Source organism: Stenotrophomonas sp. AB1(2024) (assembly GCF_037482345.1).
In the GTDB taxonomy this organism is placed as follows: domain Bacteria; phylum Pseudomonadota; class Gammaproteobacteria; order Xanthomonadales; family Xanthomonadaceae; genus Stenotrophomonas.
Map to the genome: position 1 here is coordinate 2,858,088 of NZ_JBBHKO020000001.1, position 24,287 is coordinate 2,882,374.

At 66.6% G+C, this 24,287-nt stretch carries 20 protein-coding genes; 13 read left to right on the forward strand and 7 right to left on the reverse strand.

Annotated elements, in window-relative coordinates:
* The first annotated feature begins 236 nt into the window (after window positions 1-236).
* The gene (locus tag WIX41_RS12935) at window positions 237-1,142 is read left to right on the forward strand and encodes an RHS repeat-associated core domain-containing protein (RefSeq protein ID WP_339448150.1); all 906 of its coding nucleotides are present in this window, start codon (window positions 237-239) and stop codon (window positions 1,140-1,142) included.
* Between the two features lie 7 nt (window positions 1,143-1,149).
* Entirely contained in the window at window positions 1,150-1,392 is a 243-nt protein-coding gene (locus tag WIX41_RS12940) for a hypothetical protein (protein WP_339448152.1), read from the forward strand.
* 215 nt (window positions 1,393-1,607) lie between these two features.
* On the opposite strand, the gene WIX41_RS12945 is transcribed toward WIX41_RS12940, so the two are convergent.
* Window positions 1,608-3,560: an acetyl-CoA hydrolase/transferase C-terminal domain-containing protein gene (locus WIX41_RS12945; RefSeq protein WP_339448153.1), complete on the reverse strand. Its 1,953-nt coding sequence runs from the start codon at window positions 3,558-3,560 to the stop codon at window positions 1,608-1,610.
* Window positions 3,561-3,686: 126 nt separating this feature from the next.
* On the opposite strand from WIX41_RS12945, the gene WIX41_RS12950 reads away from it, so the two are divergent.
* The 3 genes from WIX41_RS12950 to WIX41_RS12960 are packed head-to-tail and all read left to right on the forward strand — an operon-like array spanning window position 3,687 to window position 5,795.
* Complete coding sequence (locus WIX41_RS12950; RefSeq protein ID WP_339448154.1) at window positions 3,687-4,052, forward strand: BlaI/MecI/CopY family transcriptional regulator; 366 nt, start codon at window positions 3,687-3,689, stop codon at window positions 4,050-4,052.
* On the forward strand, window positions 4,045-5,238 hold the full coding sequence (locus WIX41_RS12955) for a M56 family metallopeptidase (RefSeq protein WP_339448156.1): 1,194 nt from the start codon (window positions 4,045-4,047) through the stop codon (window positions 5,236-5,238). The genes WIX41_RS12950 and WIX41_RS12955 overlap by 8 nt, the downstream gene beginning before the upstream one ends.
* Entirely contained in the window at window positions 5,235-5,795 is a 561-nt protein-coding gene (locus WIX41_RS12960; protein WP_339448158.1) for a hypothetical protein, read from the forward strand. The genes WIX41_RS12955 and WIX41_RS12960 overlap by 4 nt, the downstream gene beginning before the upstream one ends.
* Before the next feature lie 135 nt (window positions 5,796-5,930).
* On the opposite strand, the gene WIX41_RS12965 is transcribed toward WIX41_RS12960, so the two are convergent.
* The 4 genes from WIX41_RS12965 to WIX41_RS12980 all read right to left on the reverse strand — a co-directional run bounded on the left by WIX41_RS12965 (window position 5,931) and on the right by WIX41_RS12980 (window position 10,501).
* Window positions 5,931-6,731 (reverse strand): MBL fold metallo-hydrolase, encoded by an 801-nt coding sequence (locus WIX41_RS12965; protein WP_339448160.1) that lies wholly within the window; start codon window positions 6,729-6,731, stop codon window positions 5,931-5,933.
* 9 nt (window positions 6,732-6,740) lie between these two features.
* Window positions 6,741-7,556: a S1/P1 nuclease gene (locus WIX41_RS12970; RefSeq protein ID WP_339448162.1), complete on the reverse strand. Its 816-nt coding sequence runs from the start codon at window positions 7,554-7,556 to the stop codon at window positions 6,741-6,743.
* A gap of 119 nt (window positions 7,557-7,675) precedes the next feature.
* Complete coding sequence (locus WIX41_RS12975; protein WP_339448164.1) at window positions 7,676-9,535, reverse strand: ankyrin repeat domain-containing protein; 1,860 nt, start codon at window positions 9,533-9,535, stop codon at window positions 7,676-7,678.
* Between the two features lie 339 nt (window positions 9,536-9,874).
* Window positions 9,875-10,501, reverse strand: coding sequence for an OmpW/AlkL family protein (locus tag WIX41_RS12980; protein ID WP_339448165.1), 627 nt, complete (start codon window positions 10,499-10,501; stop codon window positions 9,875-9,877).
* Between the two features lie 200 nt (window positions 10,502-10,701).
* Between WIX41_RS12980 and gap the strand changes: the two genes are divergently transcribed.
* The 7 genes from gap to WIX41_RS13015 all read left to right on the forward strand — a co-directional run bounded on the left by gap (window position 10,702) and on the right by WIX41_RS13015 (window position 21,062).
* Entirely contained in the window at window positions 10,702-11,706 is a 1,005-nt protein-coding gene (gap, locus tag WIX41_RS12985; RefSeq protein WP_339448167.1) for a type I glyceraldehyde-3-phosphate dehydrogenase, read from the forward strand.
* 442 nt (window positions 11,707-12,148) lie between these two features.
* A complete protein-coding gene (locus WIX41_RS12990) occupies window positions 12,149-14,803 on the forward strand; it encodes a DUF2339 domain-containing protein (RefSeq protein ID WP_339448169.1) in 2,655 nt (884 codons plus the stop codon).
* Window positions 14,800-16,152, forward strand: coding sequence for a DUF3999 domain-containing protein (locus WIX41_RS12995; protein WP_339448171.1), 1,353 nt, complete (start codon window positions 14,800-14,802; stop codon window positions 16,150-16,152). Before WIX41_RS12990 ends, WIX41_RS12995 begins: the two co-directional genes overlap by 4 nt.
* 167 nt (window positions 16,153-16,319) lie before the next feature.
* The gene (locus WIX41_RS13000; RefSeq protein ID WP_339448173.1) at window positions 16,320-17,495 is read left to right on the forward strand and encodes a phosphoglycerate kinase; all 1,176 of its coding nucleotides are present in this window, start codon (window positions 16,320-16,322) and stop codon (window positions 17,493-17,495) included.
* The gene (locus tag WIX41_RS13005) at window positions 17,495-18,181 is read left to right on the forward strand and encodes an HAD hydrolase-like protein (RefSeq protein ID WP_339448175.1); all 687 of its coding nucleotides are present in this window, start codon (window positions 17,495-17,497) and stop codon (window positions 18,179-18,181) included. Before WIX41_RS13000 ends, WIX41_RS13005 begins: the two co-directional genes overlap by 1 nt.
* A 180-nt stretch (window positions 18,182-18,361) precedes the next feature.
* A complete protein-coding gene (pyk, locus tag WIX41_RS13010) occupies window positions 18,362-19,828 on the forward strand; it encodes a pyruvate kinase (protein ID WP_339448177.1) in 1,467 nt (488 codons plus the stop codon).
* Window positions 19,829-20,057: 229 nt separating this feature from the next.
* Window positions 20,058-21,062 carry a class I fructose-bisphosphate aldolase gene (locus WIX41_RS13015; RefSeq protein ID WP_339448178.1) on the forward strand — a complete coding sequence of 335 codons (1,005 nt, stop codon included), beginning with the start codon at window positions 20,058-20,060 and terminating at the stop codon, window positions 21,060-21,062.
* A 101-nt stretch (window positions 21,063-21,163) separates the two neighbouring features.
* Here the strand turns inward: WIX41_RS13015 and WIX41_RS13020 are convergent, their stop codons facing one another.
* Window positions 21,164-21,760, reverse strand: coding sequence for an O-acetyl-ADP-ribose deacetylase (locus WIX41_RS13020; protein WP_339448179.1), 597 nt, complete (start codon window positions 21,758-21,760; stop codon window positions 21,164-21,166).
* Window positions 21,761-22,020: 260 nt separating this feature from the next.
* Complete coding sequence (gene cysK / locus WIX41_RS13025; protein WP_339448181.1) at window positions 22,021-22,980, reverse strand: cysteine synthase A; 960 nt, start codon at window positions 22,978-22,980, stop codon at window positions 22,021-22,023.
* 207 nt (window positions 22,981-23,187) lie between these two features.
* Between cysK and WIX41_RS13030 the strand changes: the two genes are divergently transcribed.
* Window positions 23,188-24,171 carry a LysR family transcriptional regulator gene (locus WIX41_RS13030; RefSeq protein ID WP_339448183.1) on the forward strand — a complete coding sequence of 328 codons (984 nt, stop codon included), beginning with the start codon at window positions 23,188-23,190 and terminating at the stop codon, window positions 24,169-24,171.
* Window positions 24,172-24,287 lie beyond the last annotated feature (116 nt).

Sequence of the window (24,287 nt, forward strand, 5' to 3'; positions counted from 1 at the left end):
CGTGCGCGGAAAAACGGAACGGAGGACGGTGCACGCCGGCCTCGCTGATCTTGAACATCAAGCCCTGCTCCACCGAACACTCAGATACTGTGATATGAAGTCGAAATCCTGCAGGAATGGTCCATTCAGGGGGTAGAAGGATGTCCGAGTTGATGAGAATAGGTGCGCGCGCCTGTGCAGCTAAGCTGAGGAGCAGGATTCTGAGGCTTGGCTCATGGGGGGCATGGCTTGGCTCCGTGACGCTGATCAGCTTATCGCTGGTGCTGGCGGCAAGTGCCCAGACGGTCACCTACATCCATACCGATGCTCTGGGCTCGGTTGTGGCCAAGTCCGATGCCAACGGAAATGTGATCGAGCGGTACACCTATGAACCGTACGGTGGGATCGTGGGTGGCGAGGTCGCCGATGGACCCGGCTATACGGGGCATGTGAGCGACGCAGCCACCGGGCTGAGCTATATGCAGCAACGCTACATGGACCCACAGCTGGGCGTATTCCTGAGCGTTGATCCGGTGACTGCGTATGACCAGTCTGTGAGTCAATTCAATCGTTATCGGTATGCGAACAGCAACCCGTACAGATTCACGGATGCTGACGGACGTCAAGCAGCGGAACGCTTCGTTGAACGGCATCGCAAGGACATGGAGGCTGGCAACGGGGCGGTGTACAAGCCGCTCCAGCCATATGCCGTGGCTGCTACGGGGGTGATGCTTGCGCCGTTGGCGGTCGAAGCTGGTCTAGCCACCATGACTAACCCTGGCGTAATGTCCGCAGCCACCAATATTGCTGCGGAGATGGCTGGGGTTACCGGAACCGTTGGCGCCGCAGGTCTTGCTGCCAAGGAGGTTGGCCCGCTATTGCAGGCTGCCAGCAAACCGTTCAATGCAACTGGCCTTTCCGTCGCCGCACGAAAGCTTGAGCAGCACGCTACCCGCCCCGGCGGGACCTTCGCAGCTCCAACGGGAAACGTTGCTCAGAAGAATGAGGCAGCTGGCCGGGTCGTGGAGGGGATACTGAAGAGTCCAGGTACCGTCAGGACATTCTTGAGTGGGGGAGGAGCCGACTACAGAGGTGCGAGCGGTCAGGGGGTGCGGTTCGAAGCAGATGGGGCTTTTAGTACGTTCTTGGATCCCAAAAAGTAGGTGTGCCATGACCAGGTTTTCAGTTGATTTTGTCAGTCCGACGAGCTTTGAATCGCTCGCCGCAGAAATTTCATTCGAATCGCAACTCCTGTGTCGCATTGATCAGGAGCGGGTTGATGGGGTGCCTGAGATCGAGTTCTTTCATCTGACTAGAATTCTTGAAACAGATGTAAAGATGAAGTTCTCACTGCCTGACTTCCTCAAAGTCATAGAGGATGCATGCTCGGATCTGCGTCAGATCCCCTCCTGAAATCGCCAGGTGGCTGTATTCCGTTAAACCGGTCGGAGGATATCAACCACCTGCGGTTGATATCCTCCGACCCATTTCCACAACGCCTGCCGAAGCGCCAGCTTCGGTTGTGGTCATGCGTTTACGTGCCGATCGGCGTGGTCGGCGGTCGTTTGGGAACCGCCCCTACCAGCGCGGGATGCGCGCCGCTGCTGAGCCGGGTTACGCGTTGGCCGTTACGCGGTCCGCGCCAGCCCCAACCGCACCAGCCGCGCTTCGATCTTCTCGCCGAACGTTTTCGGCGCATCCAGCCCCATCCGCTGCAGGTACACCACATCGCCGTCGCCAGCGGGTTGGGTGAGCGCCGCCAGCACCGTGCGCAGCTTGGCACTCCGGGTCTGGGTGTTCTGCTTGAGCCAGCCCAGGGCCTTGACCAGGTGTTGTTCCACCTCGGTGAAATCGCTGCCCAGCGGGTAGTCGGGCAGGGCGCCGGACTGTCGGAACGGGGCCAGCGATGCGCTGACCGCGGCGGCCGTGTTGCGGCGCGCCCAATGCTCCGGTGCGATGAAGTCGGTTGCCAGCTTCTTCGACGCTTTCGCCGTCTGCAGTAGTTCGTTCTGGAACATCGCATCGGTGATCGCCGCCATGCCAATCACGCAGTCCTCGTCGGTGAGGTTGCGCAGGTCGGCGATGCCGTATTCGTTGATGTAGAGGTCGCGCAGGTGGCGCGGAATGGTGGTGTGGCCATAGTTCCAGCGTACATTCGACTGCAGCGTGCCCTTGTCTTGGCGTACCGCGCGGAACATCAGCGCACTGCGCGCCTCTGGCAGTGCGTGCGCCATCGCCACGAAGTTGTATTGGCCGCCCACGCCGGACACCACCCGCCCATCCTCCAGCGCGTCGGACACCGCCGCACCCAGCGCGGTGGCCATCATGCAGGAGTTGAAGAAACGCGCGTGCCGGCGTTGCAGCCGCTCCAGCGTTTCGTTGCCGCCGTACAGCTGGTTGATTTCGCTGATCCGGCGCATGCCGATCGCCCGCGATTCGTCTTCCGGCAGGTCGCGCAGCCACTGGTAGAACTCCGACGAGCCCAGGTAGAAGGCACCATGCAGGTACTCGCCTTCGGCCTCAAGCGTGGCGTGGTCGATGGTCAGTGTGCTGCCCCTTTCGATCCGCTCCATCAACGCCAGGTCATCATGTACCTTGCGCCGGATCACCCCGGTCTGCACCAGCCGGCGGAAGCCTTCGTTGAGCATCTCGCTGCAGCCGTACAGGCCGATCTCGAACGGTTCCAGGCCACCGCATTCGAGCACCGTCGGGTGGCTGGCCAGGGTCGGGTCCAGCGCATGCAGGATCTGCCGATAACGGGCGTTGTCGGTGTGGCGCAGCACCAGCGCGTGGCTGATGGCATCGGCCAGCGTGCCGATGCCTATCTGCAGCGTGCCGCCATCGCGGACCAGCGCACTGGCATACAGGCCGATGGCGTAGTCGGCATCGCCAACCGGTTGGCGCGGCAGGCCGAACAGGTCCGGGTAGGGCGCCGGTGGGGTGATCACCAGATCGAAGAAGGACACGTCCACCGTGGCCGATCCGCCCAGGTAGGGCAGCTGCGGATCGATCTCGGCAATCAGCAGGGGCCGCGGCAGTCCGCGCGCCAGCATCGCATCGATCGTGTCCTGGGTGATGTCGTTGTTGCACGACAACGACAGCCGGCGGTCGTCCGGCCGCATCGCCACCTTCTGCACGATCGCGTGCGGGGCGCGCTGCGCCACCGCATCGGCGGCATGGGTGTAGTTGAGGCTGGTGTAGCCGCGTTGCCCCTGCGACGAACCGAGCAGGGCGCCGGACTGCATATAGAACTCTTCCACCTGCACATGCGCGGGCAGGTGGTCGTGCAGCATGGCGTCGGCGTAGGCCAGGCGTGGGAAATCCTCGCCGAAATGACGTGCCGCGAACGGGGCCATGAAGCGTGCTTCCAGCCCATTGCCGCCGGCCTTGGGTGGATTGAGCGACAGCGCGGTGTAGATCTGCAGCGGGCGGGACGGGTCGTTCTCGATCCGCGCATACAGCGCGTTGAGCAGCCGGTGCGGCTTGCCCAGCGCCAGTGGCGCGCCGATGCGCAGCGGCCCGTCGACACGCTGCAACAGCCAGTCGGTTGCAGCGTCAAGGTCGGTGAGATGCTCGGTCATGCGGCGCGTTCCTGCGGAGTCTGTATGGCATTACAGCATTTCCGGTTTGAACGGACCGCGACGGCGGGGGCTTGACAGCGGTAAAGATTACGCGCGTAATCGGTCCGTCGATTACGGATGTAAATGATGAGTCAGATCAGCGAAGCCGAAGCCGTTGTCATGGAAGTGCTCTGGAACAGGCACCCCCAGGGGGCAGACGAGGTCGTGGCCGCCCTCGTCGAGCGCGACTGGGCCGAGCCCACCATCAAGACCCTGCTCAACCGGCTGCTGACCAAGGGCGCCATCAGCGCCAGCCGCGATGGCCGCCGTTACCTTTACTCCCCGGTGCTGCAGCGCCACGCCTGGGTAGCCGAACAGAGCAGCGGACTGCTGGACAAGCTGTTCGCCGGGCGCGTGGCGCCGCTGGTGGCGCATTTCAGCGAGCGCGGTGAGCTGAGCGCGCAGGACATCGCCGAGTTGAAGAAGCTGATCCAGGAGCTGGGCCATGACTGAGCTGCTGCAAGGATTGGTGCAGGCCAGCGCCTGGTTGGCGGTTGCGGTATTGCTTCTGGCCGCATTGCAGCCCCTGCTGCGGCGGCTCGGTGGCGTGGCGCTGGTGTATCGAAGCTGGTGGCTGGTGCCGCTGGTGCTGCTGGCCCCGTTGCTGCCCGTGCCCACGCTGCCGCTGAGCGACAGTGCACCGGTCCAGGCCTTGGGCGCTGCGCTGCGCGCGCCCGTATTGCCATCCAGCGCGATGCTGTGGCCGGTGCTGCTGGCCGCGCTATGGGGGGCAGGCGCAATACTGGTCGCGGGGGCGCAATGGCGTGGCCAGCAGCGCTTCGAACGCGGCCTGGGCGCGCTGCAACCCCGCAGCGACGGCAGCTGGCAGGCCAGCGCTGACCCGGGCCTTCCCGCGCTGGTGGGATTGTGGGAGCCGCGCGTGGTGGTCGGGCCGGATTTCGACGCACGCTTCAGCGCTGCCGAGCGCGACCTGATCCTGCAGCACGAGCATCAGCATCGTTGCCACGGCGACCACTGGGCCAATGCCGCGCTGGCGCTGCTGCGCTGCGTGTTCTGGTTCCATCCCCTGTTGCCCTGGGCCGCGCGCCGCTTCCTGTGCGACCAGGAACTGGCCTGCGACGCCCGCACGGTGGACCCGCATCCGGCCCTGCGCCGGCTCTACGCCAACGCGCTGCTGAAAGCACAGTGGGTCCACCCGGTTGCGCCGATGGCCTGCCACTGGCGCAGTCAACCGATGTTGAAGGAGCGTATTGCCATGCTGAAGGAACACAAGAGGAAGGCGTTGCCCTGGATGTTGGGGCAGGTACTGGTGGCGGGTCTGTGCGCGGGCCTGGGCATGGTGGCGTGGGCGAGCCAGGGGGACACTGGCGTTTCCGCCTCGCTTCCCGCCGATGCCGACGCCCAGGCCAGGCACATCGCGCCGCCGCAGTATCCGAAGAGCGCCTATGACCAGCGCATTTCCGGAAAGGTGGTGCTGCGCGTGAACGTTGATGCCAGTGGCCGCCCGGACGACATCAAGGTGATCAGCGCTACGCCTGCCGGCGTGTTCGACGAGGTCTCCGTTGCTGCCGCCCGGCAGTGGACGTTCGACCCGGCGCGAAAGGATGGCAAGCCCGTGGCGACGGCGTTGCAGATCCCGATGACCTTCGAGCTGGAGGCATCGGAGCCGGCGCCGTGAACCTACGGCTGCTGGTCTTGGTGGCGACCTCGTTGCTGTGCGGCTGTTTCGGCCCACAGCAGCTCGCCCGGGTGGATACACGCACCGAGAATGTCGGCCACCAGCGCCTGGCCGTCGATGGCGGGGGTGATGCCGGCGCGGTGGAATCCTACGCGCTTCGGCCCGGTGAGGGGTATCGCATGCCGCAGCTGAACGCGGCGCCAGACCCGGTGCTGGGCGATCGTGATCCGCGCCGGGACCTGGCGCCGACCACGGTCTGCCTGCAGGTGGTGGTGAGTGCCGAGGGCACGGTGGAGCGAAGCGTACCGTTGGCCGACCGCAGCGACTGCGCTGCGGGCAGCGCCCCGGAGAATCGCGCGCTGGTGGAGGCTGCGCAGGAAGCGGTTGCGGCGTGGCGCTACGTGCCTGCCGCGGTCTGCCATTTCGCACCAGGGAAGGTGCCGGACGACCGCGGCGATTGCCGTGACGCCGAACGGGTGGAGCCGGTGGCGGTGAGCCTGTTCTACGCTTTCACATTCGAGATAGTGCATGGTCAGCACACCGTAAAGACGAGGTAGAGCCACGCCCTGCGTGGCTTCGCGGTGCCCGACGGTAGAGCCACGCTCTGCGTGGCTTCGCGATGCCCGATGGTAGAGCCACGCCCTGCGTGGCTTCGCGGTGCCCAACGAAGAGCAGCCACGCAGGGCGTGGCTCTACGCTCCGCCCTGGATGTTCGCCTTCACCGAAGCGTGCATCAACTTCGGCTCGACCAACGTCGCATCCCGTGCCTGCCGGATGGCAACAAACTCACCTTCACTCACACCCTCGTGCAGATGGATGTTGCGCGCACGCTGGTCGCCAATGGTCGTCTCATTGGCCACCTCGCGCCCACCTGGACCGTAGTCGTGGCATATGAACACCCGGGTGGTATCGGGCAGCGCAAGCAGGCGCTGGATCGAGCGGTACAACAAGGCTGCATCGCCACCCGGGAAATCGCAGCGCGCGGTACCGCCATCGGGCATGAACAGCGAATCGCCGGTGAACACCGCATCGCCGATCCGGTACGCCACGCTGTCGCTTGTATGCCCAGGCACCGCAATCACTTCGGCAGTGATGCCACCCACGTCAAAATGCTCCCCATCGGCGAACAGGTGATCGAACTGCGAACCGTCGGTAGGCATCTCCAACCCATAGCGCGGCGCAAAGGTGCGCTGTACCTCCACGATCCCGCTGCCCATCGCCAGTGACGCCTGCGGCCACTGCTGCTTCAGCCAACGTCCGGCGCTGACATGGTCGGCATGCGCGTGCGTCTCCAGCAGCCAGCGCACTTCCAGCGCGTGCGCGCGTACATGCGCCAACAACGGCTGCAGCGGCCCGGCACCGACAGCGTCGGTGTCCGGGTCGTAATCCAGCACCGGGTCGATCACCGCCGCCTGCCGGCTGGCCGGGTCATGCACCACGTAACTGAAGGTGTGGCTGTCCGGATGGAAGAAACTGGCAACATGCGGCGACATGGTGAAACCTCAGCGTTTACCCAATGTGTCATTGAGCAGCACCGCCAGGCGCTCGCCGGCCAGGCGCAGCTCGGCTTCGGCCATGGGCAGGTAGGTCGCGGTGTACTCCGGTGCCAGCGTACGCTTGGCCGGGTAAACGCCAGGTGCAATGGCGATGCGGCAGCTGGCTTCAGCCCACTGCACCGCATCGGTGGCGATGGCCGGGCGTTTGGCCACCTTGGGCGCCTTCAGCGCGGACAGGCGCTTCGCATACGCATCGTCATCGAGCTTCAGCGTGTTCAGCATGCCGCTGTCCCATAGCGAATGCAGGTTGGTGCCGCGTCCATTGAACTGTATCTGGAAGTCGTTGCCGCCCTTGTCGTGGGCGTAGCCCGCATGCATGGGCTGGTGGATGTCGCCAACGAAATGCACGACGAACTTCAGCGCCTGTGCCCGCTCGGCGTCGGGACGGCTGCGGTCGCCAAGGATGGCGGTCTGCGCCTTCAGCGCTTCGGCCACGCAGTTGCCGTTGCGGCAGTTGCGTTCGACCTCGTAATGGCAATCGTCTTCGCCGATGTTCACGTAGTGCCAGGCGGCCGAGCGCTTGCCCAACCCTGGATCCTTGGCGCGCAGTTCGTCGGCCCACGCCGCGATGGCCGGAAGGGTGGGAATGGGTTCATTGGCCAGCAGCCGCGCCACTTCGGCGCGGGTCTGCGGGGTCAGCTGCGGTTCGGCAATGCGGGCGACCAGGCGGTGGCCCTGTGCGCCCCACGCCAGGGCATTGGTGGAAACCACGGTGAGCGCCAGCACCAGCGCGGAGGAAGACAACAGGGAGGCGATTTTCATCGGCCCATTCTAACGGCCCGGTCTGGCACTGGCATTTTCCGGATCTGGCCGCCCGGCCGCGCCGCAGGATCCAACGGGGTGGCCCCGGCAGAATCCGGGATTCTGCCAGGGCGGTTGTGCTACATGGCAAGCGGGCGCGAGAACACGTACGAGGGGGCGAAGACCTTTCGGCTGTGTTTTGACGGTAGGGCATCCCCCGCGCGCGGATCATTCGCGGCTTCGCCGTGCAGCGCCAGCAGCGCAGGGCCGGTCGCGGTATCGGAGGCAGGGTGCTGCTGCGGCTGCTGCAGCCAGCTGCGCAGCAGTGTCGTCACCGGCGCGAGCCGCTCCTTGTCAGCACGGGGGAGCTGCGTCGTTGCCGCCTCGAAGCTGTCTGTCACCGCCCTCACGAACTGCGGGTCGGCATTCTCCTGGAGCAGCACCGACACCGCCTCCACGTACCCGCCCTGCATGGCGAAGGCCAGCGGGGACTGCTCTGGGTTGGACTCGCTGGGAGGGTAAGCGATGCCAGGTGGCACATGATCCAGCAGCAGCCTCAACATCGCGGCGTGCCCTTTCTCGGCGGCAAACTGCAGCATGAGGTAGCCCTGCCCGCGGGGCCGGACACCCTGCTCGAGCAGATACCGCGCGATATCCAATGCGTTGAACTCCACCGCCGTGCCCAATGCCGCCCGGAAGTCGACTTCTTCCGTCGCTCCGCGTGCGCGCGCGTCCTTTCTTTCCAGCGCCTGCCAGTGGGCATGCAGCCGCCGGAACCTGTCCACGTTGCCGTCCTCGGCCTGCATCACGAACACGCGCAAGGTCGGTCTGGCGCCCGCCCGCAGCAGGACCTCGGTACATTGCCAGTACCCCCGTTCCACGGCGAGCTCAAGCCCTGTGGCCCCGTATACCTCGGATTTCATGTCGACGTCGATCTTGCCGGCGCTCGCCCGCAGCAGTGTTTCAAGGCGCTTGGGATGGTTGGAAACCACCGCGCAATGCAAGGCGCCGTAGCTGCCAGCGTCAGGATTGGACTGCTCGAGCAGCTTCTTGATGGTGGTGTCGCTCGTCGGCTTCATCACCCGCCGCAGTGGGGACGTGCTGGCGTCGACGAGGCAGGCGCGTTCCAGCTTCGTATAAGGTGCTGGCTCCGGTGTCCTGTTTGCCTTCTCCTTCAGCGCGATCTGGTGCGCCAGCTTGACGTTGAGCGATTGCACCTGCGCGCTGCCCCACCGGAGAAGATTGGCACGCAGGCTGTTGCCTGCCGCCTCCATCGCAGCGCTTTGACCGAGCGTGTTGAAGGTGGGAACGTTGCGCGGCAGCAGCGTCCTGTCGTTGGACGTGTGCTTCACCAAGGCGAGCGACGGCAGGGCGATGACCCGACCGACGGCCTCGCCCAGTTCAACCAACGCACTGGTCATGGTGCGCTGCGCCGCCGGGACAATGGCCATTGCCTGCTCGGCCCGCACCGGTTGCGGCTCGGGGGGCAGCTCAACCACAGGCGCGATGTACGCCGCCTCTGCCTGGCAGGTGGTCGCAGTCTGCACGTCCAGCATCTCGACCGCGGTCGACGTTGCCTGGCCCTGGCTGTGCAGGGCCGACTCCAGCTTGGCGATCTGCGCCTGGTAGTGCGAACGCGCGTCGCCCTCGGGCTGGCGTGCGTGCTCGTCTTTCAGGATCGCCAGGGCGTTGCGGGTACTTTCCAGCTCCAGCGCGGAGAGTTCGCCGGGTTGGAGCTGCTCGTCGCCGCCGCAGGCGAGGTGGCAGTCCTCATCAGAGGACCCGGACACCTCCTGGAAGTCGATCTGGCCCTGCGGCAGCGCCCGAGTCTGCGCTGTGCCCACGCTGGGCGTTGCCACATTGAGAATGGACCAGAGTTTGCCCATGGCCGGCGTCCTGTTGATCTGGCCTGCAATCAGGTTGAAGCCTTCGCTCAGGCTGGGAAGCGGCCGGCGCGTGGGTGCGGCGTTGGTGGGGAGTTGCGAGGGGATGCGAGGCATGTCGGTCCTTAAGCAGGGCGGGAGAAAGGGGCGGGATGGACGTGCCGACAAGGCGGCCATGCATGCTTGGCCGCGTCTGCCCGCTCTCCGATGAATCGTTGCCAGACACGTCACTTCGATAGGCCAGGCAAATTGACGCGAGCGGCGCGCGTCATTTTCCTCAATCGATCGATGCATCTGCACGCACCGCAGCTTGGTTGGCGATTTGGCCCATTGATCGAATCGAGAGTTCCAATTGAAGTAGTGATGAACAGTGCTCCAACAGGCAAAAAAAATCCCCGGCCAGGGCCGGGGAAATGCGGTGCTGCGAGGTTGGGGGGAGGGGCGCTGACGGGTCGGTCAGAACTTGAACACGTAGGACACGCCGTAGGCGAGCGGATCGATCTTGACCGTGCCCAGCTTGGTGCCGTCCAGCTTCACGTCGCTGTCGATGTCGATCCAGCGCACGTCCACCCGCAGGGCGCCCTTGTCGGCGATGGCGAAGTCCACGCCGGCATGCGCGGCCAGCCCCCAGGAGTCTTCCAGCTTGAGCGTGCTGCCGGCCAGCGCGCCGCTGGTGTCTTCGCTGAAGAAGGTGGTGTAGTTCAGGCCGGCACCGACGAACGGGGAGACCTTGCCTTTGCTGTTGAAGTGGTACTGCAGTGAGACCACCGGCGGCAGGTGCTTGGTGCTGCCGACGCGGCCGAGGCCGTCGATGTTGATGTCGTGCTTGAACGGCAGGGCGGCCAGAAGCTCGATGCCCAGGTTGTCGGCGATGAAGTATTCGCCGGTAATGGTGGGCTTGATGTCACTGTCCACGTCGACCTTGAGGCCGCCGGCCAGGGTGCCGTTGCTGGACTTGGGGGCCACCTGGTGCACACCGGCGGCGAGGGTCCAGTCGCCCTTGGACTGGGCCATGGCGGGGCTGGCGGCCAGGGCCAGGGCGGCGGCAAGGCTGGCGGGCAGGAGGGGGGAGGTCTTGCGCATGGTGCTGTCTCGTGGCGGGGTGGAATGGGGCCAGTTTTCCCTCCCGGGCCTTGGCGCGCCTTGATCCGGATCAATCCACGGCGTTTCCGGTTGTAACCGCTTCCCATCCCGATCCCGGGGGCCGGGGTGGGTCGGGCTTTGCTAGAATGGCGGCCCTTTCCATCGGCGCCGCACTGTCGCGGCTGCAGGAGCTTGTGAACATGGCAATCAAGGTTGGCATCAACGGTTTCGGTCGCATCGGGCGCAACGTGCTGCGTTCGGCCGTGCTGAATTTCGGCAATGACATCGAAATCGTGGCCATCAACGATCTGCTGGAGCCGGATTACCTGGCGTACATGCTGAAGTACGACTCGGTGCATGGCCGCTTCAAGGCGGACGTGGAAGTGTCGGGCAGCGACCTGCTGGTCAATGGCAGGAAGATCCGCCTGACCCAGGAACGCGATCCGGCCAACCTGAAGTGGGACGAGGTCGGCGTGGACGTGGTGATCGAATCCACGGGCCTGTTCCTGACCAAGGAAACGGCGCAGAAGCATCTTGATGCGGGCGCGAAGAAGGTGATCCTGTCGGCGCCGTCGAAGGACGACACGCCGATGTTCGTGTACGGCGTGAACGACAAGACCTATGCCGGCCAGGCGATCATTTCCAATGCGTCGTGCACCACCAACTGCCTGGCGCCGTTGGCCAAGGTGATCAACGACAAGTGGGGCATCAAGCGCGGTCTGATGACCACGGTGCATGCGGCCACTGCCACGCAGAAGACCGTTGACGGCCCGTCGAACAAGGACTGGCGCGGCGGCCGCGGCATCCTGGAAAACATCATTCCGTCGTCGACCGGTGCGGCCAAGGCGGTTGGCGTGGTGATCCCGGAGCTGAATAAGAAGCTGACGGGCATGAGCTTCCGCGTGCCGACCTCGGACGTGTCGGTGGTCGATCTGACCGTCGAGCTGGAAAAGGAAGCCACCTACGCCGAGATCTGCGCTGAAGTGAAGGCGCAGAGCGAAGGCGCGCTGAAGGGCATCCTGGGCTACACCGAAGACAAGGTCGTGGCGACCGATTTCCGCGGCGAGACGCACACGTCGGTGTTCGATGCCGAAGCCGGCATCGCGCTGGACAGCACCTTCGTCAAGCTGGTGTCGTGGTACGACAACGAGTGGGGCTATTCCAACAAGTGCCTGGAAATGGCCAAGGTCGTCGCCGCGAAGTAATCGCTGCGTATGGATATGAAAGAACGGCGGACTTCGGTTCGCCGTTTTTTTTGGGGCTCTTCGCCTGGTGTAGCGAGGCGTCATTGCCCAGGGCAGTAAAAGCTTGGCGCACGATCTTCGATCAGCGTCGTCGCGAGCGACGGGGCTCGGCTTGCGGCAAGCGGGGAAAGCCCGGGAAGCCGGGATCGCCGGGCGTCACGGGGCTTCGCCGGTGGGGTGAGTGCCAGGCCCCATGCCCTTGTGGGCGAAGTAAAGGAGGAGGTGGCGGCCGAAGGCCGACGCCGGGGGACATTCGCCGGCAAGGGCATGGGGCCTGGCACTCGCCCCACCGGCAGCTGCGTCTGGATGAGCGCGTGCACCCGATTCAGTTAGCATGGGCCCGCTGCTGCTGGCGCCATGGTTGTTCTGGCTGCCGGTGGCGTTCCCTTGAGGATGACGCGGAATGGAAGCTTTGATTGTCCTGGCGGTACTGGTGCTGTTGGCCGTGCCGGTGTTGCTGATCGTGGCGTTGGTGATGATTTCCGGGCTGCGCCGAAGGGTGGCTGCCTTGGAGCAGGCACGTAGCGACAGTGCCCATCCGGCGGCCCAGCCGGCCGTGAGTGCTGCATGGGAAGAGCGCCCTAATGCGCCGGCCCCCGTGCCTGCGCCGGCACCTGCACCAGAGGTTCCGCTGGCCGTCGCAGAGCCCGTGCCCGAGCCGTTCGCTGCGGCTGCGCGGGTTGCGCCGCCGCCGCTGCCATCTGCTGCCGTCTCCGGACCCGAGCCCTTCGTTGCGCCGCCGCAGGGGCCGGACCTGGGCGAGCGCATCGTGGGCACGATCAAGCGCTGGTTCACCGAGGGCAATGTGCCGGTGAAGATCGGCATGCTGGTGCTGCTGGCCGGTGTGGCGGCGCTGCTGAAGTACGCCAGCGACCAGGGCTGGCTCAATGCGCCGATCGAGCTGCGGCTGGCGGCCATTGCGGCCGGTGCGCTGGCGGGGCTGGTGTTCGGTTGGGTGCAGCGCGAGCGTCGGCGGATGTTCGCGCTGGCGTTGCAGGGCGGGGCGATCGGCATTCTGCTGTTGACGATCTTTGCGGCGTTCAAGCGCTATGCGCTGATCGATCCGGGCATCGCGTTTGCGCTGAGCATCCTGCTGATCGCGGGGATGGGCGTGCTGGCGGTGGTACAGAACTCGCGCACCCTGGCGGTGCTGGGCATCCTGGCCGGGTTCATGGCGCCGATCTGGCTGTCCACGGGGAGCGGCAACCATGTGGCGCTGTTCTCGTACTACGCGGTGCTCAATGCGGCCATTCTCGCCATTGCGTGGTGGCGCCCCTGGCGCGCGCTCAATCTGCTGGGGTTTGCCTTCACGTTCGGCATTGGCACCACCTGGGGCGTGCTGCAGTACAACGCCGACAAGTTCGCCAGTACCGAGCCGTTCCTGCTGCTGTTCTTTGCGTTCTATCTGATCCTTCCGATCCTGTACGCGCGGCGCCAGCCGGCGGAGAAGCGCGATCTGGTCGATGGCAGCCTGGTGTTTGGTACGCCGCTGATCGCGTTCTCGCTGCAGGCGGGCATGCTGCATGACGACCGGCTGCTGCTGGCGTTGTGCGCGCTGGGGCTGGCGGCGTTGTACGCGGGGTTTGCGCGGGTGCTGATCCGGCGCGAGCGCTATGCAGCGCTGGGGCAGTCGCATGCGGTGCTGGCGGTGGGCTTTGCGACGCTGGCGGTGCCGTTGGCACTGTCGGCGCGTGCTACGGCCAGTGTGTTCGCGCTGGAAGGCGCGGCGCTGGTCTGGCTGGGCCTGCGCCAGCAGCGGCTGTTGCCACAGGTTGCTGGTGCGCTGCTGCAGATGGGCGCGGCGTTCGGGTTCGTGGTGGGCGCCGATTACTGGCTGCACGATGCCACCGCCATCGCCAATCCCACGTTCATGAGCGGGTTGCTGCTGGCGCTGGCCGGCTTTGCGTCGGCCTTCAGCTATCGTCGTGCCGGGCGCGATGCGCCGGCCATCGTGTACTACCTGTGGGGCCTGCTGTGGTGGCTCGGTGGCGCCAGCCACGAGATTGCCCGCTTCGTTGCATTCGACAGCCGGCCCGATGCGCTGCTGGTCGTGGTGGCCGTCACCGCGTGGATTGCGGCCGAGGTGCATCGGCGCATGCCGGCACGCGCGCTGGTGTTGACCACGTTGGCCATGCTGCTGTGTGCGTTCCCGTTGGCGCTGTGGCAGGTGGACATCCACCGCCAGCCCTTCGCCGGGTATGGCGCGCTGGCCTGGGTGGTGTTCGCCGCGCTGGGCGTACGCAGCCTGTGGTGCCTGCGTGGCGGCCAGGACCGTGCTGCGGTGGCGGCGCAGTTCATCTGGTGGCTGCTGTGGCCCACGGTGGTGTCGCTGGCGGCGTCGTGGCTGGCCGATCGCTTTGAACTGGCGCAGGGTTGGGCGTTGGCTGCAGCGCTGTTGCCCTGGCTGGTGTTGGTCACGGTGTCGCTGCAGCGCTGGCGCTGGCTGACCCTGCCGCTGGGCGAGCGTTTCAACGTGGCGCGCCATGCGCTGCAGACGACGCTGTTGGCGGTGCTGGGGCTGGCGTGGGTGGGCTTCCTGTTCGCGCCCGGTGCGGCGCATCCGCTGCCGTGGCTGCCGGTGTTGAATCCGCTGGAGCTGGCGCAGCTGGCCGTGCTGGCGTTGCTGGCGCGGTGGCTGTGGCGCGGCGATGCGCCGGCGGGGTTGCAGGCGCGCCGGGTGCCGCTGCTGGCAGTGGCCGGTTTTGTCGCGCTGACCAGCATCACGCTGCACGCCGTGCACCAGTGGGGTGGGGTGGCGTGGAATGGACGGCTGTGGTCGTCCACGCTGGCCCAGACCAGTTTGACCGTGGTCTGGAGCGTGCTCGGCGTGATCAGCTGGGTGTGGGGCTCGCGCCGTGGGCAGCGCGTCCTGTGGCTGGTCGGCGCGGTGCTGATGGGCGTGGTGCTGGCCAAACTGGTGCTGATCGACCGGCAGCACCTGGGCAACCTGCTCGGCATTGCTTCGTTCATCGCCTACGGCCTGCTGTGCACGGTCGTAGGCTACCTGGCGCCGGCCCCGCCGCGTGCGCCGGATACTTCCCTGGAGCCGCTACCGTGACCCTTCTTTACCGTGTGATCGCCGCCGTTTCGCTCGCTGTGGCCGCGCCTGCGCTGTCTGCTGCCGATGCGCGCCAGGACTACCGCGAGCAGTGGCCGCTGCAGCTGTCCGCGCCGCAGGCTGGTGCGTACCGGTTGATGCTGGGCGAGGCGCAGTACCGCAGTGCGGTGTCGCCGCAGCTGGCCGATGTGCAGGTGTTCAATGCGCAGGGCCAGGCGCTGCCGTCGGCCCTGTTTTCCGCCGACCAGCCGCTGGCGCAGGCGGCGCAGTGGCTGGCGCTGCCATGGTTCCCGTTGCCGCCACAGGGCGGCGCCGCAGGCGATGACCTGCAACTGCTGACCGAACGCAATACCGATGGCAGCGTGCGCCGGGTCGAGGCCCGGCTGGGTCGCAGCGTGGGCACTGCCTCGCCCGGTGGCTGGCTGGTGGATGCCAGCGCGCTGCGTTCCGGCGTGCAGGCGCTGAAGCTGGACTGGCAGGCGCCGGCGGCCCTGCAGGTGCGCGTACGGGTGGATGCCAGCGACGACCTGCGCGACTGGCAGCGCGTTGCCGATGACGTGCCGCTGGTGGACCTGCAACACGATGGGCGGCGCCTGCAGCAGCGCCGCATCGAGATCGGGCATCAGGCGAAGTACTTCCGCATCTTGCCGGTGAGCGGGGATGTGCTGCCGGTGTTGTCGGCGGTGCAGGCCGAGCGCGTGGCGGCAGCGCAGGCGATCGACTGGCAGTGGCGCACGCTGACCGGCACCGCGGGCAAGCCGGGCGAATTCGAGTACACACTGGATGGCCGCTTCCCGATCGCGCAGGTGGACATCGCCACGCCGGACAACAGCGTGGTGCAGTGGACCCTGCTCAGCCGCGACGATGCCAACCAGCCCTGGCAGGTCCGTGCCGGACCGTGGGTGGCCTATCAGCTGCAGGATGCCGGCGCGCGCCGGCAATCGCAGACCCAGTCGCTGGCCGTGCCCACGCGCGACCGCTACTGGAAGCTGGCTGCCGCGCAGGGCACGGCAATGCCGGCGCCCACCCTGAAACTGGGCTACCAGCCCGAGGCGCTGGTGTTCCTGAGCCAGGGCGAGCCGCCGTACAGCGTGGCCGCCGGCAGCGTGCGCGCGGCGCGTACCGATGCCCCGGTGGGCACGGTGATCGTGCGGCTGCGCGAACAGCAGGGCGCGCAGTGGCAGCCGGCGCTGGCCACGGTGCAGGGCGCCGCGCAGCCGCTCGGCGGCGACGCCGCCGTGCAGCCGGCCCGCGACTGGAAGCGCTGGCTGCTGTGGGGCCTGCTGGTGCTGGGCGTGCTGGTGGTCGGCGGGTTCGCCATCACGTTGTTGCGAAGCAACCAGCGGTAGCGCCGGCCGTTGGCCGGCCCATGCAGATCTGCCCGGCGTTCATGAGGGCCGGCCAACGGCCGGCGCTACCGTCGGGCGTGTGGGCGGCTGACGCTCCCCGGCCGTTACAATGGGCGTCTGCGCCGTGCGCGGCGCCCTTTCCTTTTCCGCCAAAGAGTTGCTGCCCCATGTCCATCGTTCGCATGACCGACCTCGACCTTTCCGGCAAGCGCGTGCTGATCCGCCAGGACCTGAACGTGCCGATCGAAAATGGCCGCATCACCTCCGAGCAGCGCATCACCGCATCGCTGCCGACGTTGAAGCTGGCACTGGAAAAGGGCGCGGCGGTGATGGTCACCTCGCACCTGGGCCGCCCGCAGGAAGGCGTGTGGAGCCAATCCGATTCACTGGCCCCGGTGGCGCTGCGCCTGTCCACCCTGCTGGGTGTGGACGTGCCGCTGGTGCGCGATTGGGTGGATGGCGTGGACGTCGCCCCCGGCTCGATCGTGCTGCTAGAAAACTGCCGCATGAACGTGGGCGAGGGCAAGGATGACGAAACCCTGGCCCGCAAGTACGCGGCACTGTGCGACGTGTTCGTGATGGACGCTTTCGGCACCGCCCACCGCGCCCAGGCCTCCACCCATGGGGTGATCCGCTTCGCGCCGGTCGCCGCCGGTGGCCCGCTGCTGATGGCCGAGCTGGACGCACTGGCCAAGGCGCTGCTCGCCCCGGCCCAGCCGCTGCTGGCGATCGTGGCCGGCAGCAAGGTCAGCACCAAGCTGGAACTGCTCGCCAACCTGGTGGGCAAGGTCGACCAGCTTATCGTCGGTGGCGGCATCGCCAACACCTTCATCGCCGCCGCCGGCCATGCCGTGGGCAAGTCGCTGTACGAGCCGGACCTGCTGGATACCGCCAGGAAGATCGTGGCCGATGCCAAGGCGCGTGGCGCCGATATTCCGCTGCCCACCGACGTGGTGGTGGCCAAGCAGTTCCTTCCGGACGCCGAAGCCACCGTCAAGGCGGTCACTGAGGTGGCCGACGACGACCTGATCCTGGATATCGGCCCGCAGACCGCCCAGCACTATGCAGGCCTGATCGCCAAGGCCGGCACCGTGGTCTGGAACGGCCCGGTGGGCGTGTTTGAATTCGAATCCTTCAGCCACGGCACCCAGGCGCTGGCGCAGGCCATCGCCACTTCGCCGGCGTTCTCCATCGCCGGTGGCGGCGACACCCTGGCGGCCGTGGACAAGTACGACATCGCCGACCAGGTCAGCTACATCTCCACCGGCGGCGGCGCCTTCCTCGAGTTCCTGGAAGGCAAGACCCTGCCGGCCGTGGCCGCGCTCGAAGCCCGGGGCAACTGATGGGGCTGGCATCGGGGGTGGCGCCGGTTGGGCGCCACGCCCTTGAACAACGGGACACGTTGTTCTTCGATCTTGACGGCACCCTGATCGACTCCGCCGTGGGCATCACCCAATGCGTGGCGCATGCGCTGACCGGGATGGGCCGCCCGGTCCCGCCGCAGGAGGAACTGCGGCGCTGGATCGGGCCGTCGCTGCGCACCAGCTTCGCGCCGCTGTTCGATGATCCGGCGCAGGTGGAGCAGGCAGTGACGTACTACCGCGAGCGCTTCGATGTGGTCGGCTGGCGCGAGCACGAGATCTACCCGCGCATCGGCCAGGTCGTGCAGGACCTGCACGCACGGGGCCACCGGCTGGCGATCGTCACCGCCAAGAACGAGCCGCATGCGCGGCGCATCGTCGAACACCTGCCGTTCGGTGCGTGCTTCGAGGATGTGATCGGGGCCACTCCGGATGGCAGCCGCAGCGAAAAGCCGCAGTTGGTGGCAGAAGCGCTGCGGCGGCTGATGCTGCCGCCGGCGCAGTGCTGGATGATCGGCGACCGGCGCATGGATATCGAAGGCGCGCGCCACCACGGCATGCGCAACATCGGCGTGCTGTGGGGCTTTGGCGGTGCCGAAGAACTGCAGGCTGCCGGCGCGGGGCACCTGGCCGCAACGCCCGATGCCCTGCTGTCGCTGATCGATTGAACGACGCGGCGGCGCTCCGTACGCCGCCGCATGTCGTCACCTGGTCTGGCCCTGTCCTGCGCGGTCCACCTGGACTGTCTGCAGGACATCGACGAAACGCAGCTGCGACAAAGCTGTAAACGTATTCATGGGACGTGAAGGGTGTGCTAGTTTCACTCCTTTCCCGGGAGCCCTTTAACCATGATTGAGCGTCAGCGCCGCACGAAGATCCTTGCCACCCTCGGACCGGCAACCGACCCGCCGGGCGTGCTGGAGGATCTGTTCCGCGCCGGCGTGAACGTGGTCCGCCTCAACTTCAGCCACGGCGACCCGTCCGGCCAGGCCAAGCGCGCCGCCGACGTGCGCGCCGCCGCGCAGCGCGTGGGCGTGGAAGTGGGCATCCTGGCCGACCTGCCGGGCCCGAAGATCCGCATCGAACGTTTCGCCGAAGGCAAGATCCACCTCAAGGCGGGCGACCGCTTCGACCTGGTCGCCTCGCCCAACGCACCGGCCGGCGACACCACCCAGGTCGGCGTGAGCTACCTGGGCCTGCCACAGGACGTGGTGGCCGGTGACGTGCTGCTGCTCGACGACGGCCTGATGCAGTTGCAGGTGGTGGAAGTGCAGGGCGAGCGCATCGTCAACACCGTGCTCAATGATGGCGTGCTGTCCGACCGCAAGGGCCTGAACAAGCAGGGCGGTGGCCTGTCGCTGGGCGCGCTGACCGAGCGCGACAAGGAACTGATCGGCATCGTGGCCAAGATCGGCGTGGACTTCATCGCCGTCTCGTTCTGCCGCAACGCGCAGGACATGAACGACGCCCGCGCCATCGCCGAATCGCACGGTTGCTATGCCGCGCTGGTCTCCAAGATCGAGCGCACCGAAGCCATCGAGAACCTGGAAGAGATCGTCGACGCCAGCGATGTGGTGATGGTCGCGCGTGGCGACCTGGGCGTGGAGATCGGCGATGCCGAACTGCCGGGCCTGCAGAAGAAGATCATCAAGGCCTCCCTGGCCCAGAACAAGGTGGTGATCACCGCCACGCAGATGCTGCAGTCGATGGTCGAAAGCCCGATCCCGACCCGTGCCGAAGTGCTGGACGTGGCCAACTCGGTCATCGACGGCACCGATGCGGTGATGCTGTCGGCCGAAACCGCTGCCGGCGCCTACCCGGTGAAGGCCGTGGAAGCGATGGCACGCATCTGCCTGGGCGCCGAGCGCCAGTTCCAGACCGAGACCGATTTCGGCACCTCGCCGCGCAACCTGGAACGTGCCGACCAGGCCATCGCCATGGCCACCATGTTCCTGTCCCAGCACGTGGGCGTGCGCGCGATCGTGGCGATGACCGAATCCGGCGGCACCGCGCGTTACCTGTCGCGCTTCCGCGCCTCGGCACCGGTGTTTGCGGTGACCCGCCACGACGGCGCCCGCCGCCAGATGGCGCTGATGCGCGATGTGTTCCCGATCAACTTCGACAGCCGCGGCTTCACCCCGCGCGAAGCCGCACGCGGCAGCATCCGCCTGCTGGTGGAAGCCAACCAGCTGCAGGCTGGCGACCGCGTGGTGTTCACCAGCGGCGAGCACATGGAAACCCATGGCGCCACCAACACCCTGCGCCTGCTGGAAGTGGGTGAAGACGGCCGCGCCAGCGGCCTGGGCGAGCTCTGAGGTAGCGCCGGGCCCTGCCCGGCCCGTGCAGCCGGGCAGAGCCCGGCTCTACGCGCGCAATTCACGCCCCGGTAGCGTCGGTCGTTGGCCGACCCTGGTGGTAATGATCGCCGCGATCAACATCGGTCACCGATTACCCGATGGAATCGCTTCCAGACTCCGTGAACAGGCAGTTCACGGAAGCGGCCCGCTATAATCGTGTTTTTCCCGCACCCGCCACAGGAAATACATGAGCATCGAACAGCTGGCCGAAACCGCCCAGGCCATGGTCGCCCCGGGCAAGGGCATCATCGCCATCGACGAATCCACCGGTACCATCGCCAAGCGCTTCGCCAGCGTGGGCATCGAGAACACCGAAGAGAACCGTCGTGCCTACCGCGAGCTGCTGCTGACCACGCCGAAGCTCAACGAGCACATTTCCGGCGCGATCCTGTACGACGAAACCATCCGCCAGTCGACCAGGGACGGCGTGCCGTTCGCCAAGTACATGGCCGACAACGGCATGATCCCGGGCATCAAGGTCGACAAGGGCGCCCACCCGCTGGCCGGCTGCCCGGGCGAGCTGGTCACCGAAGGCCTCGACGGCCTGCGTGAGCGCCTGCAGGAGTACTACAAGCTGGGTGCGCGTTTCGCCAAGTGGCGTGCGGTGATCAACATCGGCGAAAGCATTCCGTCGGGCACCTGCATCGAGTCCAACGCCCACGCGCTGGCCCGTTATGCCGCGCTGTGCCAGGAATGCGGCCTGGTGCCGATGGTCGAGCCGGAAGTGATCATGGACGGCGACCACGACATTGAAACCTGCTACGAAGTCACCGAAGCCACCCTGCGTTCGCTGTTCGACGCGCTGTACCAGCAGAACGTGCTGCTGGAAGGCACCATCCTGAAGGCCTCGATGGTCATTTCCGGCAAGGGCTGCGAAGAACAGGCCGACGTCGAGGAAGTGGCCGAATCGACCGTCATGTGCCTCAAGAGCACCGTGCCGGCGATCCTGCCGGGCGTGGTGTTCCTGTCCGGTGGCCAGGGCGACGAGCAGTCCACCGCGCATCTCAACGCCATGAACCAGATGGGCAACCTGCCGTGGCCGCTGAGCTTCTCCTACGGCCGCGCCATGCAGCAGGCCGCGCTGAAGCTGTGGGCCAAGGACACCAAGGCCAACGTCGCCAAGGCACAGCAGACCGTGTACGACCGCGCCAAGGAAAACGGCCAGGCTGCACTGGGCAAGTGGAACGGCTGATCCTCGCCGTCCGCATGTATTGAAAAACGCCGGCTGATCGCCGGCGTTTTTTTGAGCCCCCGGGTAGAGCCACGCCCTGCGTGGCTGGGTTTCGCCTGGGTCTACGTCAGCCACGCAGGGCGTGGCTCTACCGGGGTAGAGGCCAGGCCGGCGGCAGGCACCGTTGCGGCCTGGCCCAGCGCCGCCAGCGCCTGCTGGTACACCTTGAAGGTCGCCGCGTTGTAGGCCACCAGGATGATCCGCTGCGGCTCGCGGTGTGAACGCTGCCAGGTCAGCGTTTCGGTGGCGGCAATATGCGCGGCCTGGTGCAGCGGATAGCCGTACACACCGCAGCTGATCGCCGGAAACGCGATGGAATTCAGGCCCAGCTGCTCGGCCAGCTGCAGTGACTTCCAATAGCAGTTGGCCAGCAGTGCCGGCTCATCGCGCTGGCCGTCCTGCCACACCGGGCCCACCGTGTGCAGCACATGCCGTGCCGGCAGGTTGTAGCCGGCAGTGGCGCGTACCTCGCCTGTCGGGCAGCGCATGCCCGGGCGGATTTCCGGCAACGCCGCGCATTCGGCCAGCAACTGCGGGCCGGCCGCACGGTGGATCGCCCCGTCCACGCCGCCACCGCCGAGCAGGGACTCGTTGGCCGCATTGACGATCGCATCCACCGCCAGGGTCGTGATGTCGCCCTGCCACACTTCGATCTTCATGCATGCCGCTCCTTTCTTGTACCGGGTCCATACAACGGGATGACTGCCGCCTCACACGCTAGCGGCCAGGGCATGTAGGCTGCGTCATCGTCGTCTCAGGCAGTGCGACCCGGTGCACACCGACCGACATTTCCACCTTGCGGCGGGCTGGCTTCACGGCAGATGAAGGCCGCGTCCAAAACGCAGACGCCCACCGGCAGGGTGGGCGTCGGAGGGCGGTAGAGCGGGGCTCTGCCCCGCTGCATCGCGGCCCATGGCGTTCAGGGCAGGCCGGCCAGCCAGTCGTCGTCCGAGCCCTCGTTGATGTCGGCAAACAGCGGCGTGGAGAAGTAGCGCTCGCCGGTGTCGGGCAGCATCGCCAGCAGCACGCTGCCAGGTTCGGCGCGGGTGGCGACATCCAGCGCACTGGCCACCGTGGCACCGGCCGAGATGCCGACGAAGATGCCTTCCTCGGCGGCCAACCGGCGCGCGGTGTCGATGGCGCGGGCGTCGTCGATGTTCAACAGCTCATCGTAGACCTCGCGGTTGAGCACGTCCGGCACGAAGTCCGGGGTCCAGCCCTGGATCTTGTGCGGCTTCCACTCCGCCCCGCCCAGCAGCGCCGCCCCTTCCGGTTCGGTGGCGATGATGCGGGTGTCCGGTCGGGCCACTTTCAGCACCTCGCCCACACCGGTAAGGGTGCCGCCGGTACCCCAGCCGGTCACGAAGTAATCCAGCCGCCTGCCGGCGAAATCGAGCAGGATCTCGGCCGCCGTCGTGTTGCGGTGGTAGGCCGGGTTGGCCGGGTTGGTGAACTGGCTGGCCAGGAACCAGCCGTGTTCCTCGGCCAGCTCGCGGGCGCGCCGCACCATGCCCGAGCCGCGCTCGGCGGCCGGGGTCAGGATCACCTTGGCGCCATAAGCGCGCATCAGCTTGCGGCGCTCGATGGAGAAGGTCTCCACCATGGTGGCCACGAACTTGTAACCGCGCGCGGCGGCCACCATGGCCAGCGCTACGCCGGTGTTGCCGGAGGTCGCCTCCACGATGGTGTCGCCGGGCTTGAGTACGCCACGGGCTTCGGCGTCCAGGATGATCGCCAGCGCCAGGCGGTCCTTGACCGACCCGCCGGGGTTGAACGATTCCACCTTTGCATACAGGGTGACGTGGTCGGGGGCGATGCGGTTCAGGCGCACTACCGGGGTGTTGCCGATGGTGTCCAGGATCGAGGTGTACAAGGCCATGGGAATGCTCCACGGAAGATCGATGGCGGCCACGGACGCGGCCGTGGCAGGGAAGGGTCAAACAGCAGGGTCCGCCAGACCGTAGCGCCAGCATATGAGCGCGCGAAATGACCTGATTACCTTCATAAACAACATTTGGTTATAAGCTGGTGACGGCAACTGCCTTACAGTCGGCTTGACCCCTTCCTTCCTGCTGCGCGCACGCCCATGACGCTGACCCAACTCCGTTACCTGGTCGCCATCGCCGACGCCGAGCTCAACATCACGCTGGCGGCCTCCCGGGTGCACGCCACCCAGCCTGGCCTGTCCAAACAGCTCAAGCAGCTGGAAGATGAACTGGGCTTCCTGCTGTTCGTGCGCAAGGGCCGCAGCCTGGAAGCGGTGACCCCGGCTGGCGTGGAAGTGATCGGCCGCGCCCGCGCGGTGCTGGGCGAAGCCAACAACATCCGCACCTACGCGGCCAACCAGCGCCGCGAAAGCCAGGGCCAGCTGATCCTGACCACCACCCATACCCAGGCACGCTTTGTGTTGCCCCCCGCGGTGGCGCGCATCAAGCAGGCCTACCCGCAGGTAAGCGTGCACCTGCAGCAGGCCGCCGAAAGCGATGCGCTGGACCTGCTCAGCCAGGGCGATGCCGATATCGCCATCATCAGTACCGCCGGTGCCGAACCCACCGCCGGCATTGCCATTCCACTGTACCGCTGGCGCCGGCTGGTGCTGGTGCCGCGCGGCCACCCGCTCGACCGCCCCGGTGCCGCCCCGGACCTGCAGGCGCTGTCGACCCAGCCGCTGATCAGCTACGAATCCTCCACCCGCGGCAGCTCCTCGTTGCAGCGTGCCTTTGCTGCCGCTGGCCTGACCCCGGACATCGCACTGACCGCACTGGATGCGGACCTGATCAAGACCTATGTGCGCACCGGGCTGGGCGTGGGGCTGCTGGCCGAGATGGCGGTCAACGCCGGGGATGAGGACCTGCGTTCCTGGCCGGCGCCGGCTCCGATCGATGAGTGCATCGCCTGGGCGGTGCTGCCGCGTGACCGCGTGCTGCGCGATTACGCGCTGGAGCTGGTGCACGTGCTGGCCCCGCAGATCGACACCCGCGACCTGCGCCGCGTCATCGATGGCAACCAGGAGGCGGATTGGCCGCTGCCGCCTACGTGGGAATCGTTGACGCAGACGATTACGGTTTAAGGACGCTGCGGGCGGCTTCGGTTGGGGTTGAACGTTGGTCGGATGGTGGCCGCCGGCAATTCACCGCCTTCGGATGCTTGTGCCGCGCTGCGCGCGGTTTCCGGCCAACGGCCGGG